At 40.0% G+C, this 13348-nt stretch carries 15 protein-coding genes; 2 read left to right on the top strand and 13 right to left on the bottom strand.

Going from position 1 to position 13348, the window contains the following annotated elements:
• The 7 genes from PNIG_RS06485 to PNIG_RS20370 form a co-directional block, all read right to left on the bottom strand.
• Positions 1-327: a YbaB/EbfC family nucleoid-associated protein gene (locus PNIG_RS06485; RefSeq protein WP_011327886.1), complete on the bottom strand. Its 327-nt coding sequence runs from the start codon at positions 325-327 to the stop codon at positions 1-3.
• Positions 328-390: 63 nt separating this feature from the next.
• On the bottom strand, positions 391-2925 hold the full coding sequence (gene dnaX / locus PNIG_RS06480; protein WP_089368031.1) for a DNA polymerase III subunit gamma/tau: 2535 nt from the start codon (positions 2923-2925) through the stop codon (positions 391-393).
• Between the two features lie 3 nt (positions 2926-2928).
• Positions 2929-3474: an adenine phosphoribosyltransferase gene (gene apt / locus PNIG_RS06475; RefSeq protein WP_011327884.1), complete on the bottom strand. Its 546-nt coding sequence runs from the start codon at positions 3472-3474 to the stop codon at positions 2929-2931.
• 163 nt (positions 3475-3637) lie between these two features.
• Entirely contained in the window at positions 3638-3760 is a 123-nt protein-coding gene (locus PNIG_RS20265) for a hypothetical protein (RefSeq protein WP_011327883.1), read from the bottom strand.
• Between the two features lie 72 nt (positions 3761-3832).
• Positions 3833-4585, bottom strand: a complete 753-nt coding sequence (locus PNIG_RS06470) for an HvfC family RiPP maturation protein (RefSeq protein WP_011327882.1) — start codon at positions 4583-4585, stop codon at positions 3833-3835.
• Between the two features lie 45 nt (positions 4586-4630).
• Positions 4631-5488, bottom strand: coding sequence for an HvfB family MNIO-type RiPP peptide maturase (locus PNIG_RS06465; protein ID WP_440589481.1), 858 nt, complete (start codon positions 5486-5488; stop codon positions 4631-4633).
• A 93-nt stretch (positions 5489-5581) separates the two neighbouring features.
• Entirely contained in the window at positions 5582-6424 is an 843-nt protein-coding gene (locus tag PNIG_RS20370; protein ID WP_089368030.1) for an HvfA family oxazolone/thioamide-modified RiPP metallophore, read from the bottom strand.
• Between the two features lie 217 nt (positions 6425-6641).
• Here PNIG_RS20370 and PNIG_RS06455 point away from each other — a divergent pair, with 217 nt between their 5' ends.
• Positions 6642-7622, top strand: coding sequence for a tRNA-dihydrouridine synthase (locus PNIG_RS06455; RefSeq protein WP_089368029.1), 981 nt, complete (start codon positions 6642-6644; stop codon positions 7620-7622).
• A gap of 60 nt (positions 7623-7682) precedes the next feature.
• On the top strand, positions 7683-8009 hold the full coding sequence (locus PNIG_RS06450) for a conjugal transfer protein TraR (RefSeq protein WP_089368028.1): 327 nt from the start codon (positions 7683-7685) through the stop codon (positions 8007-8009).
• A 35-nt stretch (positions 8010-8044) separates the two neighbouring features.
• Here the strand turns inward: PNIG_RS06450 and PNIG_RS06445 are convergent, their stop codons facing one another.
• From PNIG_RS06445 to PNIG_RS06420, 6 genes are all read right to left on the bottom strand, one after another.
• Complete coding sequence (locus tag PNIG_RS06445) at positions 8045-9088, bottom strand: hypothetical protein (RefSeq protein WP_089368027.1); 1044 nt, start codon at positions 9086-9088, stop codon at positions 8045-8047.
• A 62-nt stretch (positions 9089-9150) separates the two neighbouring features.
• The gene (locus PNIG_RS06440; protein WP_011327876.1) at positions 9151-10410 is read right to left on the bottom strand and encodes a tetratricopeptide repeat protein; all 1260 of its coding nucleotides are present in this window, start codon (positions 10408-10410) and stop codon (positions 9151-9153) included.
• Between the two features lie 11 nt (positions 10411-10421).
• Positions 10422-11039 (bottom strand): energy transducer TonB, encoded by a 618-nt coding sequence (locus PNIG_RS06435; RefSeq protein WP_089368026.1) that lies wholly within the window; start codon positions 11037-11039, stop codon positions 10422-10424.
• Positions 11039-11443, bottom strand: coding sequence for an ExbD/TolR family protein (locus tag PNIG_RS06430; protein WP_007583867.1), 405 nt, complete (start codon positions 11441-11443; stop codon positions 11039-11041). The genes PNIG_RS06435 and PNIG_RS06430 overlap by 1 nt, the downstream gene beginning before the upstream one ends.
• 14 nt (positions 11444-11457) lie before the next feature.
• Positions 11458-11982, bottom strand: coding sequence for a MotA/TolQ/ExbB proton channel family protein (locus tag PNIG_RS06425; protein ID WP_011327873.1), 525 nt, complete (start codon positions 11980-11982; stop codon positions 11458-11460).
• Entirely contained in the window at positions 11982-13346 is a 1365-nt protein-coding gene (locus tag PNIG_RS06420; RefSeq protein ID WP_086993326.1) for a MotA/TolQ/ExbB proton channel family protein, read from the bottom strand. The genes PNIG_RS06425 and PNIG_RS06420 overlap by 1 nt, the downstream gene beginning before the upstream one ends.
• Positions 13347-13348 lie beyond the last annotated feature (2 nt).

Genomic DNA, 13348 nt, shown 5'->3' with positions numbered 1-13348 from the left:
TTAAAACGGCATTTTCATACCTGGTGGTAATTGCATACCGCCAGTTACTTTACCCATACGCTCTTGTGTTTCGTCTGCTACACGGCGTACAGCATCGTTACATGCAGCTGCAAGTAAGTCTTCAATCATGTCTTTGTCGTCTTGCATTAAGCTCTCATCAAGCTCTACGCGACGAACGTTGTGATTACCTAGCATAGTTACTTTAACTAAACCGGCACCGGCTTCGCCTACAACTTCTAATGTTGCAATTTCGTCTTGGGCTTTTTGCATGCGATCTTGCATTTGCTGCGCCTGCTTCATCATGTTACCCATTCCACCTTTAAACATAACTTTCTCTCTTTCTTTTTTAATACATTAACTAGGTTACTAAATAAGGGCTGTTGTAATAAATTACAATGCCTGAATGCTGTTTTCGTCAATTTCGGCGCTAAATAGCTGCTGAAATTGTACTATATTATCGTCTGAGGTGATCACATCTATTGCTTGCTGATGACGACCTGCATCAATTTTTTGCTGAATTAAGTAAGGCGAATCAATCACCCCTTTAGCAAAATTAATACTCAGTGTTACATTGTGCTCATAAATACTGGATAACACCGCATCAAGTCTTTGGCGTAGCATGGGCGTATCTAAATGTTTTTGTGATTCATCAACATCTATATGCAAATTATTGCCTTGCTTAGTAAAAATAGAGTGCAACGCAAACTGGCGCATACGCCCGCCTAATCCCATGCGTTTAATTAAATATGCCCACTCGTCTTGCTGATGCGCAAAGCGAATTTCGCTTATTGGGCTTTGAAAATCATCAGGCGCTGGAATGCTAGGCTGCGCTACAACAACTTCGGGTACTTTTTGCGGGTTAATTTGCTCAAGTAACTCAGGGGCTAAATTTTCGGTAATTGTTTGGTGCTTTGCTTTAAAGTCTATTTTTCGCTCAGGCTTTGACTCAAACTGAGCTTGGCTTGCTGCCTTGTTTTGGCTCCCCGCTAGTGGGAGCTGTGGCTTTTTTTCGCTCTCACCTGCGAAATCATTAGGCCACGGCGGCGGATTATCTGCGTGTGTTTGCTGCGCATTATTGTTAGCTCTACTGTGATCAATTGCATCGCTATTTGTTGTAACATTTTGCTCATTGCTGTTACTGCTATTAGCTGTAAAACGACTCGGGCGAGTGTTAGCAGAGCTTAAATTTGCTGTATTTTGCTGCTCCGTCTCTTTTGCATTTGAGAGCTTACCCGCACCCGATATATTTCTATCTCTTAAAATACGTGCAATAGCAGATTGCGCTCGCGCTTCTTGTTCGCTAATTGAGGTGTCTGTTGCTTGGCTTTGCTGAGCTTGCGCTGCCGTATTTGTTGCAGGGTTAAACCCTTGATCAACCGCACTACTAATAACATCATCAAACTGTGCAGCTAATGAGTGCTCTAAATTACTTTGCTGTAAGTAGGCTTCATCTTCGCTTTGACGCTGGGCTTGCTCGTCAGTAACGTCATTTGTATGCTGATGTTGCTGAGTTACTAATTGCTCACTCGCCGCTTCATTTGGCACAGCCGACACAATTGTTGGCTCTACTGCTTGATCAACTGCTGGTACCGCAGTTGAAACCTGCTGCGTTGTACTAGAGTTATTATTAAGTGGATCGGGCGCTACGTTTTGCGGCTCTGATAGCTTAGCGACCTCAGCTGGTTTTGGCTCAATAATTTGTGGTTGCGTTGTATCATTAATTTGAGCTGTGCTTGGTAGCGGTTTACTTTTATTTAAAATATCACGTAAGGCACTGGCCTTTGTCGTATTACTTTGCACCGGCTGTGTATTTACAGCTACTGGTTGCTGACTTTGTGTATCAATTGGCTGAAACGCTAACAGCCTCAGCATAATCATTTCAAAGCCTAAACGAGGCTCTGGCGCCCATTGTAGATCTTTTTTACCGTTTAACAGGAGCTGATAGTAAATTTGAATTTGCTGTGGATTTGTATTTTGAGCAACATGCGTGATGTAATCGGCATTTGTTTCATCAAGGGCGGCAGCTTCAGGCACTAATTGGCTTAACTGTGTCAAATGCGTTAATGCAATTAAATCATCTAGTAAGGCCACATAATTAGGATTTCTGCTAGCAACATTAGCTACTTCTTTCATTAGCGCTGCGCCATCTTGGGCAAGTAACGCGGCTAGTAAACTTTGGCTATAATGGGTGTCCATTAAACCAAGCATAGTTTGTACAGCTTGGTTATTAATATCACCATTAGTTTGCGCTATAGCTTGATCGGTTAAGCTAAGTGCATCTCGCATACTACCGTCTGCGGATTTGGCAATAATGCGCAAAGCATCGTCGTCAAAGTTCAGTTTTTCATACGTCAGTACGTGTTCAAGCTGAGTTTTTATTTCACTTTGCGATAACGCATTTAAGTTAAATTGTAAGCAACGAGATAATATAGTGACAGGTAGCTTTTGTGGATCGGTAGTCGCAAGTAAAAACTTCACGTGCTCAGGCGGCTCTTCCAACGTTTTTAGTAGCGCATTAAAGCTGTGCTTAGAAAGCATGTGAACTTCATCGATTAGGTATACTTTATAACGGCCCCGTGTAGGCGCGTATTGTACGTTATCGAGTATTTCGCGAGTATCTTCTACTTTAGTGCGCGAAGCTGCATCTATTTCGAGTAGGTCAATGTAACGTCCTGCTTCTATATCTTTACAGCTACTACATTGACCACACGGATTTGCCGAAATGCCTTCATCACAATTTAAGCTTTTAGCAAAAATACGCGCTATTGTGGTTTTACCCACACCTCGGGTTCCAGTGAATAAATAAGCGTGGTGCAGTCTATTTTGCGTTAGCGCATTAACCAGCGCTTGTTTAACATGAGACTGTCCAACCAATTCATGAAAGGTTTGTGGACGCCATTTTCTCGCTAGAACCTGATAACTCATCGATTACTCGCCTTCGAATTCAACCAATTTTAGGATTTTAATACCCATTTTTGCGATACGCTTTTCACCACCAAGCTCTGGTAATGAAACAACAAATGCTGCATCAGTGGCTTCGCCACCTAATTTTTGCACTAATTTAATGGTTGCTTCAATAGTACCACCGGTTGCTAGTAAGTCATCCACAAGCAATACTTTGTCACCTGGAACGATAGCATCTACATGCAGTTCTAATGTGTCTTCGCCATATTCAAGTAGGTAGTCTTGACGAACAACTTCACGCGGCAGTTTGCCAGGCTTACGCACTGGAATAAATGGAATACCCAAAGCATAAGACAAGGGTGCACCAAAAATAAAACCTCGTGATTCAGTACCAATAATTTTGGTAAAGCCCTGATCTTTATATGCAGCAATAAAAGCATCGATAGTCGCTTTAAATGCATCTGGGTTTGCCATTAGTGTAGTTACATCGCGAAACATAATGCCCGCTTTAGGGTAATCAGCAATAGTAGTTATGCTGTTTTTGATAATTGCTGGTGTTACTTGAGTCATAATTTTAACTGCTCAATGGTTTATATTACAAAGCAGCTGATTATAACCTTAAGTGACCTTTGATTGCGAGTTTGACGTTATTATAAAAGGTGTTTTAACCGTTTCAGTCGAGGGGAAGTTTTATAAATAAGGCTGTTGGTAACAACAGCCTTGAGATAAATAATTAAGATAACACAGCAAACCAGCCAACAATTGCATTTAAGCAACCAATACCTACAAATATAGCTACGAAGCCAAAAAAGTACGCTGCATTGAACGGATCTTTAAATTCTTTATCATCTGACATTTTTACAACCTTTTATTAAGCACGACACATAAGGGCGTCATAATAAACGATGTAAAATAATCTATAAAGAGCTTAAGCTTGATTTTTTGTCACTATAATCCCAAGCTCAGCCATGGCACGTAAAGTAACAAGTGCGCCTTGGGCAATTTGTGCAGCGCTAAACTGCACAGCATGGCGGGTTACTTGCTCGCAAATAGTATCGAGTATCAAACCATCATGCTCACTTATAATCGATAATAACAAGGCTGTCATAGCATTAGTTGTTAAAAATTGAACTTCATCATCGCCATCGCGATATACAACAAAATAATTTGGCTGTGCTGATGGTTGTTGCGGCTGAAACTGTGTACTTATTGTTTGCACCGCAAATTGGTAACTTAAATTACGTGCAGTACTTGATAAGTACAAACGCGCAGAAGCAACCTGATCAGACGCTATGAGTTGCTCATTTTCAGCCTGCTGTGTAATAGCTACATCTAATTCAATCCATTCATAATGGGCAAGCTCGAGCATAAATGGCGGATCATATTTTTGCATCTCATAATTACTTGATAAATAATTAATGAACTCCCCTGCTATATCTAAAAAATACGGTGAGTGACAATCATATTCACTAAAAAATCGGCGAATAAGCATTTGCCATTGTTTATCGCTGTATAAGGTTTTTAACACCGGAAAACCTGACGAAATAAACCCAACAATATTATTAAAAAATAAATCGCGGTAAATCGCCATGCGTCTATCTTCAATTCCTTGCGGCTTTTTATTTTGGCTGGGTTTGCGAATATGCGCCATAAATTCGTTTTGTATTTCAATAAAGCTCATAACTAAATACTCCTTTTGCAGGCACTCTAGGTTCAGACATGCTTATTAAGCTCGCTGTTTGATTAATGATTTATCAAGGTATTTTGCTTGCAGGTTATGAATAATATCTAGCTCTTTGGTTAATACATTAATGGTCGGTATATTAAAATCTCGCTCGAGCAACGTCGAAAATACACCGTGAGTTTGGTACGCTTTATCGAGTAACTGCCAAACTGGGTCAATTACATCTGCACCATGAGTATCTACAATTAGATCATCTGCTTCATTGTAATGCCCAGCTACATGGCCGTAAGCAATGCGCTGTGTAGGTAATCCGGTTAAAAAGGCTTCGGCGTCATAACCATGGTTTACTGAGTTCACATAAATATTATTCACATCGAGTAACAGCTTACAATCAGCTTGCTCTAAAATAGCATTAGTAAACGCCAGCTCTGACATTTTCTGCCCTGGGGCTGCGTAATAAGACACATTTTCTATAGCAATTTGGCGCCCTAATATATCTTGTACTTGTTTGATACGCGGCACTACATGAGCAATCGCTTCTAAAGTAAACGGAATAGGCATTAAATCGTACATATGCCCAGTGCCAGAGCAGTAACTTAAGTGCTCGCTGTAAATTTTTACATCATGTTCATCAAAAAACTTTTTAAGTGATTTTACAAATTCAATATCAATTGGCGCAGTTGAGCCAATTGAGAGCGATAAGCCATGACAAGCAAAACTATTAGCACTGGTTAATGCTTTAAATTGTTTTTTAAAACGCCCACCTAATTTCAGCCAATTTTCTGGAGCAACTTCCATAAAATCGACTTGTTTAGGTACATGCATTAGTAACTCGTCAAGCATTTCTCTGCGTAAGCCTAAACCAACCATACCTAAGTCAGTATTTATAATTTGTGTCATAACCACTCCCAACAAAAAGGGCCAACCGGCCCTTTATTCTATATGGTATTAAAGTATTTAACCTGAAGTAAAGTTATTCTACTTTAATAAATTTTAATGACCGCCACACTTACCTTCACCACACTTGCCTTCTTTTTTGGCTTTTGCATCTACGTCACTTTTAGCTTCGCCACATTTGCCTTCTTTTTTAGCTTTTGCATCTGCGCCGCATTTAGCTTCGCCACATTTGCCTTCTTTTTTAGCTTTTGCATCTGCGCCGCATTTAGCTTCGCCACATTTGCCTTCTTTTTTAGCTTTTGCATCTGCGCCGCATTTAGCTTCGCCACATTTGCCTTCTTTTTTAGCTTTTGCATCTGCGCCGCATTTAGCTTCGCCACATTTGCCTTCTTTTTTAGCTTTTGCATCTGCGCCGCATTTAGCTTCGCCACATTTGCCTTCTTTTTTAGCTTTTGCATCTGCGCCGCATTTAGCTTCGCCACATTTGCCTTCTTTTTTAGCTTTTGCATCTGCGCCGCATTTAGCTTCGCCACATTTGCCTTCTTTTTTAGCTTTTGCATCTGCGCCGCATTTAGCTTCGCCACATTTGCCTTCTTTTTTAGCTTTTGCATCTGCGCCACATTTAGCTTCGCCACATTTGCCTTCTTTTTTAGCTTTTGCGTCTGCGCCGCATTTAGCTTCGCCACATTTGCCTTCTTTTTTAGCTTTTGCATCTGCGCCGCATTTAGCTTCGCCACATTTGCCTTCTTTTTTAGCTTTTGCTTCGCCGCCACATTTACCTTCGCCACACTTACCTTCGGTAGCATCTATTTGATAGCCGGTAACCATTTGTTGAAACTCAAAAGGATTGGCTTGCACATCCACAGATACAAAGCTTGCAGAGCCAACAACAACTGCACCTAGTGTTAACGCGATTGAACTTTTTTTGATTGTATTCATTATATGACTCTCTTTTTAATAAGATTGTATAACCAAAGAATTGGAAAATACGAGTATGTATTTAAGTAGACCTGTATAAAAATAAAAAATTTCATTTTAGTTTAATTAATTGTAAACTTTTTGGCTAAAGTAACTATGCGCGGTAATTACGGATTTATCAATTTATGATTAACGGTTACACTACACATCCCTTTATTTAGCCATAATTAATCTTTCTATGAAACTTGTTTTAGCACCGATGGAAGGTGTTGTTGACTTCAAAATGCGCCAACTTCTTACCAATATAGGTGGTTTTGACTTATGTGTGACTGAGTTTGTGCGTGTTGTTGATGCTTGCTTACCTGATAAAGTTTTTTATCGTTACTGTCCTGAACTTAGCAATAATGGCCTCACTAGTGCTGGTACACCGGTACGCATTCAGTTATTAGGTCAAGTTGCAGGTGCGCTTGCAGAAAATGCAGTTAAAGCAATTAGTTTGGGCTCCCATGGCATAGACCTAAATTTTGGCTGCCCTGCAAAAACTGTTAATAAAAGTAAAGGCGGAGCTGTACTGCTTAAAGATCCCGAGCACATGTATGAAATAATTAAAGCGGTAAGAGACGCCGTTGATAGCAAGCATCAAGTGAGTGCAAAAATTCGTCTTGGTTTTGATGATGACAGTAACAGCCAAGAAATAGTAGATGCTGTTGTCAGCGCTGGTGCAAGTAGTATTGCAATTCATGCTCGCACTAAACGTGATGGCTATAACCCACCTGCTTATTGGGAAAAGATCCCACCTTTAATTAAAGATAAAGATATTGCGGTTGTGGCCAATGGCGAAATATGGCAAGTAGCTGATGCTATGTTGTGCCAAAAACGCAGTGGTTGTACCGACTTAATGCTTGGTCGTGGTGCGTTATCTCATCCCGATTTAGCAAAAAAGATTAAAGCGAATATAAATAATGAAGATTATGTAGGGCTCGAGTGGGAGCATATTCTTTATCATTTAATAAATTCTGCTATTCATCACGACCCGGCTAAAGATGAAAAGTACTTTGCATCGCGTACTAAGCAGTGGTTAGGCTACTTAAAGCGTCAGTACCCACAGGCAATAACATTATTTGACGAGATCCGCCGGTTAAAGGCCAAAGAAGATGTCGCAGAGGTACTAAGTAAGTATGCCAAAGCGCCACAGTTTGATGCAAATCATAACGCGTAAGTAAATCTACCTAGATAATACCCCTATTGCTCAATGCTAATTATAAAGGGGTTATACACGATGCAACATCAGCAAAGGTTAATTAATGAAATAGAGGAAGTAAAATTAACTATATTAAACTTACTTTCTCAATCAGCGCATCTATCTCATCAGCATTTATTATCTTTATTAACGCAAACAGTCAATGCAGAGTGGCTCGATTTGGCGGCGCAAAAACTAGGTCCCGAATACGGTGAATATATTCAACGAATGACCACTTTAGAGGCTGCTGTGAGTCAAATTGAGATAGGTCAGTACGGTTATTGCTGTGATTGTGAAGAGCCTATAACCACAGCATTACTCGAATTAGATCCAGCTACACAACGTTGTGAACAGTGCGCTAAATAAAGCGCACATTGAGCAACGTTAAGTCGCTGGAGCAGTTAAAGTAATTGCTGAGCAAAGCTAAATGCCTGCCCAGGGTAAAGCACTATATTTTTAACTAATCTTGTTGCATCTATTTCGCTAATGTTTAAACGCTTTATTAAGTTAACCTTTGCCTGTGGCAAGGTCCACGCATGAATATGCAATCCAACATCAGTTTCCATCATTGCTAACATTAGCGTTTTTTGCTGCGCTAAAAGTGATTTGTTTTCAGCTATAGCGGGTAAGTTTCTAAACCCCGACAACCAATCTAAACCTGGTACCTCTTTATCCCCATTAGTAAATTGCACCAAAAATGACTGTGGATAAATTTGGCTAACCTCCTGATTGGCTGGTTGTGTACTTTCCTCTTTTAACTGCTCATTTATAATAGTAAGCCACTCTAGCGGAGAGTGCACTGTACCACTAAAATAGTTTAGCTTACTTTGATACCACTCACTGCCATTAGCTAAACCATATAGCCCGACACTTCCTCTGGGGCTATATTGCACTAAATAATCTTTTAAAATATTAAGTTGAGCTAATAAGCTATTGGGTATGTTTTTATCGCTTAGTGCACTAAGCACATAATTTTTTATTAAATTGTGTTCAATTTTATTCAACTTTAAATTGCTTAATTGCGCACTTTCTAGTTGTCGCTGCACAAATTCAAGCCAATTACTTATATTTTGATAGTCACTCTCTGAACTTGCTAAGTTAAGTAAATTAACTAAAACATTTGTATGTGCTGGCCAGGCAAAGTAACGTTCAGGAAAACGCTCTGCAATAACAAGATAGTTAACCTGCTCAGTTTGCTGCTTGGTTAGTTGCATTTGCATTAAGCTTTGATAAATAGCGTGGCGTTTTTTTAAATACGCATCTGTAAAAGGCAATTGCTCACTACGCAGCCCTGTGTGTTTACTATTTTTTGGCTGATATAAAGCTAAGTTAAGCGATTTTAATGCGTGCTGCGCTTCATCAAACGATGTGTACTGCTGTGGTTGCTTAGAGCAAGAGGCCAAAAATAGACAAAGTAAAAATGAAAAAATAAGCGTTTTGTTCATGTTCATCCCAATAAAAAAAGCCCCAATGGGGCTTTTTAAAAATTGCTAATATACATTAAAAATTAAATTTTAACACCGTTGCGAGCGGCTTTATCTTTAATATATGTAGCCCAACCTTTTGCAAACTTACGCGTGCGAGGGTCATCCATAGCTTTAGTAATTGCAGCATGTGCTTGCTTATACTTAGCTTGGTAGTAGTACGCTTCAGCTAAATCTGAATAAATAGTGCCCTTTTTATCAGAGCCTAACTCTAGTGCTTTGTTCAAACGAACAACTGCAGCGCTAAAGTTTTCAGATTGTAAAAGTAACGAACCGGCTTTGCGATAAAGCTCAGCATCGTTATCAAATTTTGCAGCTTCTTCGTAATACTTAGCGGCTTTTTCAATATCTTTTGAACGATGGTAGTTACTAGCAATTGCACTGATATTTTGCTTAGTGCGTTGTACTTTTTCTTCTTTAACACCTTTTTCAAGCGTTAATGCTGCTTTATAAGGTATTTCGTTTAAAGAATAAAAGTTAGCTAGTACTTTGTATTCAACTTCGTTCTCAAAGTAACCGTTTTTGTATGCAACTTCCATAGTTGCTAGGCCTTTTTTGTAGTCTTCAGTTTGTAAGTAATACTTACCTAAGCCTACCCAAGATTTTTTATCATCTGGCCATACACGAACGATTTCTTCTGCAACTTGAACCATATTTTGATACTGCTTTTGTTCAAAATATGAAGCTAGCTTAAGTTGATAAGGAGCTTTTGTTGGCTCTTTTTCAAGCTTAATCGCTTTATCTGCAGGTTCTATAACATCCTTAAACTGTTTAAGTTCGTAACTTGCTTGCGCAATACGAGTATAAACTTTCGGATCTTCTTCACCTGTAAAGTCCATCCAATCAGCGTAGGCTTTTTTTGCAGCACTATATTGCTCAGTACCTGCATACATATCACCTAAGGTTTTTAAACCCTGTGCTTGATCGGCAAAGTTTAATACATCTGGTGCAATCGCTGCTTTCATATACTTAATGGCTGTTTTGTATTGCTCTTTTTGAGCATACATACTACCTAAGTAACGATTTACAGTTGCTTTGTCAAAATCGTTAGACGGATCTAACTCTTTAAGTAAAGCAAGTGCACCATCAACATCATCTTCATTATACAAGTCAAACGCTTTAATTACCTTTTTACCAGTACGCTCGCCCATGATTTTAGTTTTTGCTTTTTTACGCTCTTCAATTTTTGCGTAATTTGGCGCCGCTAAAACAGGTGCAGTCAAAGCTGCACCCGATACAGACATAAGAATTGCAAGAGCAGTTACTTTAGATAAATTTCTCATTACTCGCCTCCTTAGTTGCCTTGGTTAAGTTTAAAGTCTAATTGAACTTGTAAACCAACTTGTCTTTGTGGTTTACCGTCAATAATTTTAGGACGGTACTTCCACTTGCGCAATGCACGTTTAGCTTCACGGTCAAAGATACGTTTCGGGTCAGCGTCAATTACATCAACGTCAACCACGCCACCTAACTCATCGATAGTGAACGAAAGTTGAACCCAACCTTCTCTACCATCACGTGCTGCTTGCGTTGGATATTTTGGTTCAATACGAACGATAGGTGTCGCATCACCATCTCGTCCAAATGCACCCGGACCACTTAGTCCACCTGCCGTGCTTCCCACATCGATGCTTGGCATATTAAATGACAATCCACCAGGATTAGGGTTGTTATTTTCCGGCTGTGGCGGCTGCGGTTTAGGCGGCTGCTTAGGCGGTGGAGGAGGAGGAGGCGGAACACGCCTTCTTTCCTGCACCTTAGATTCAGGCGGATTCGTCATTATTTCGACTATGATCTGCTCTTTTTGTTCAGTATTACGGTCAGCCCCACCAGAGATGAGGAATGCCATGAAGTAGAACAAGCCGAAAGTAACTGCCCCACCTGCAATCAGTGAAAACAGAAAACGAATCATTACTGATCTCCAGCGATTGAAATTCTTAGGTTATCACCCGTCGCTTTAATCTGGTCCATCACTTTAACTACCGTGCCGTGCTTAGCTTCTTTATCAGCTTGTATAATCACAACTTCGGTAGGTTGCTCTGCTAATAAACTTTCAATTTTTGCTGAAATACGTTCAACATCAATTTGTTGTTTATCAACCCAGATTTCGCCGTTACTACGTATAGCAATAAAAATGTTAGCATTTTTTTGCTTAGTAGCTTGGGCAGCTTTTGGTTTATTGACCTCGATACCAGCCTCTTTAACGAACGATGTAGTTACGATAAAGAAAATAAGCATGATAAATACGATGTCAAGCATCGGCGTCATATCGACCGCTGCTTCTTCTTCTTCACGAAAACGTTGTTTACGTGCCATATTTAATTCTCTCTCTAGTGATGAGGCATGTTATCTACAAGTTTGGCTTTCACCATTTTAGCTTTTGTCTCAAGACGTGAGCTAAAAAACACTCCAGATAGTGCCGCAACCATTCCAGCCATTGTTGGGATTGTTGCCATTGAAATACCTGATGCCATTAATCGTGCATTACCAGTACCTTGACTAGCCATGGTTTCGAAAACCGAAATCATACCCGTAACAGTACCTAACAAACCTATTAAAGGACAAACAGCTACTAATGTTTTAATCAACAACATACGCTGATCTAATTTTTCAGACGCTTCAGAAATCCATGCTTCACGGATTCTGTGTGCGTACCAAGACGTAGTGTCTTGGCGGGCATCCCACTTTGCAATAATTTCTTGCGATAAACGCGGAAACTCTGCAAGTAAGAACCAATAGCGCTCAATCATTAAAACCCACATCAGAAAGAGTGCTATCGCGACCACGTATAAAACCTGGCCGCCTGTGCCAACAAAATCCCTGATAGATTCCCATATCTCCATCAGGACTAGCATTAGGCTTTCTCCTTCTCCGCGTGAGTCGCAACGATACCTGCGCTTTGCTCATCTAGGATGTGTAATACCGACTTACTACGACCAGCTACAAGTGCGTGAAGTAGAATTAGTGGTAGTGCAGCAATTAGACCTAGCGCTGTAGTTACAAGTGCTAGAGAGATATTACCAGCCATGATCTTCGGATCGCCCGTACCGAACAATGTGATTGTTTGGAACGTTAATATCATACCGATTACTGTACCTAGTAGACCAAGTAATGGTGCGATTGCAGCAAGGATCTTGATAATGTTGATACCAGCTTCGATGCGTGGCGTTTCACGAAGAATCGCTTCATCAAGTTTAAGCTCAAGGTTTTCAACATCTTGATTCTTGTTGTCATGGTACACTTTAAGAATACGACCCAATGGGTTATTTGTATTCGGTGTAGCAACATTTTTAAGTTGGCTCTTAATTTTGCTTGTAGTAAGCGTAAGGTCAACAAAACGAATTAGAGTAATTAACATACCTAAAGCTAACAACGCAGTAATTATGTAACCTACTACGCCACCTTGATGGAAGTATTCCATAAGTGTTGCTTTTTGAGTGTTAATACGCAAAATCGCGCCACGTGTTGGATCCACATATACACCAGCATAGTTGTCAGGTGATGTTTTTTCAAGGTCTGCAATACCGTCTAAAATGTAGCTATCAGGCTGCTTACCAAGTGGTTGAATCGACTTTGTTTCTGGTGAATAAATTAAGTAACCGTCATCTGTAACTAAGTTAAAGTTACCAATACGTGTTACTTTTTTCATTGACGGGTTACCGTCAAGACCAGCAACTTCAGTTTCAAAAGTAGAAACTTTAGCAGACTCTGTCATTTCAGTTTGAAGTGAAATCCAAAGCTCTTCTAACTCACGAACTGTAGGAAGCTCTTTAGCCGCAGCTAATGAACGTAATACTTCAGCACGACCTGGCTTTTCAGCACTTACTAATGACGCTTCGATAGAACCGATAGCATCTTGAGCTGCACGACGTACAACACCAAACATTTCACCAAGTGTACCTTGAGCATTTTGTAGTGCTTGCTCTTTCTCAGCTAGCGTGTTTTCGTTTTGTGCATATTCTTTAGTTAAACGATCGCCACGTGACTTTTCAGCAGCTAATTGGCTTTTCGCTTTATTAAGTAATGATTGCTTGTCAGCACGTTCTGATAAGAACTCTTGCTCACGTTGCTTATTGATTTTACCTTCAGAGATACGCTCTTGCTTTACTTGCTCAAGAATTTTATCTAATGCATTCGTATTTGCGTGTGCATTAAGCGCGGTACCTGCAGAAACAGTTAGTACTGCTGCAACAGCAAAACCTTTAAATAGTTTCTTCATTA

The sequence above is a fragment of the Pseudoalteromonas nigrifaciens genome (genome assembly GCF_002221505.1).
Lineage (GTDB): Bacteria > Pseudomonadota > Gammaproteobacteria > Enterobacterales > Alteromonadaceae > Pseudoalteromonas > Pseudoalteromonas nigrifaciens.
This window is presented reverse-complemented; position numbering and strand designations above follow the sequence as displayed.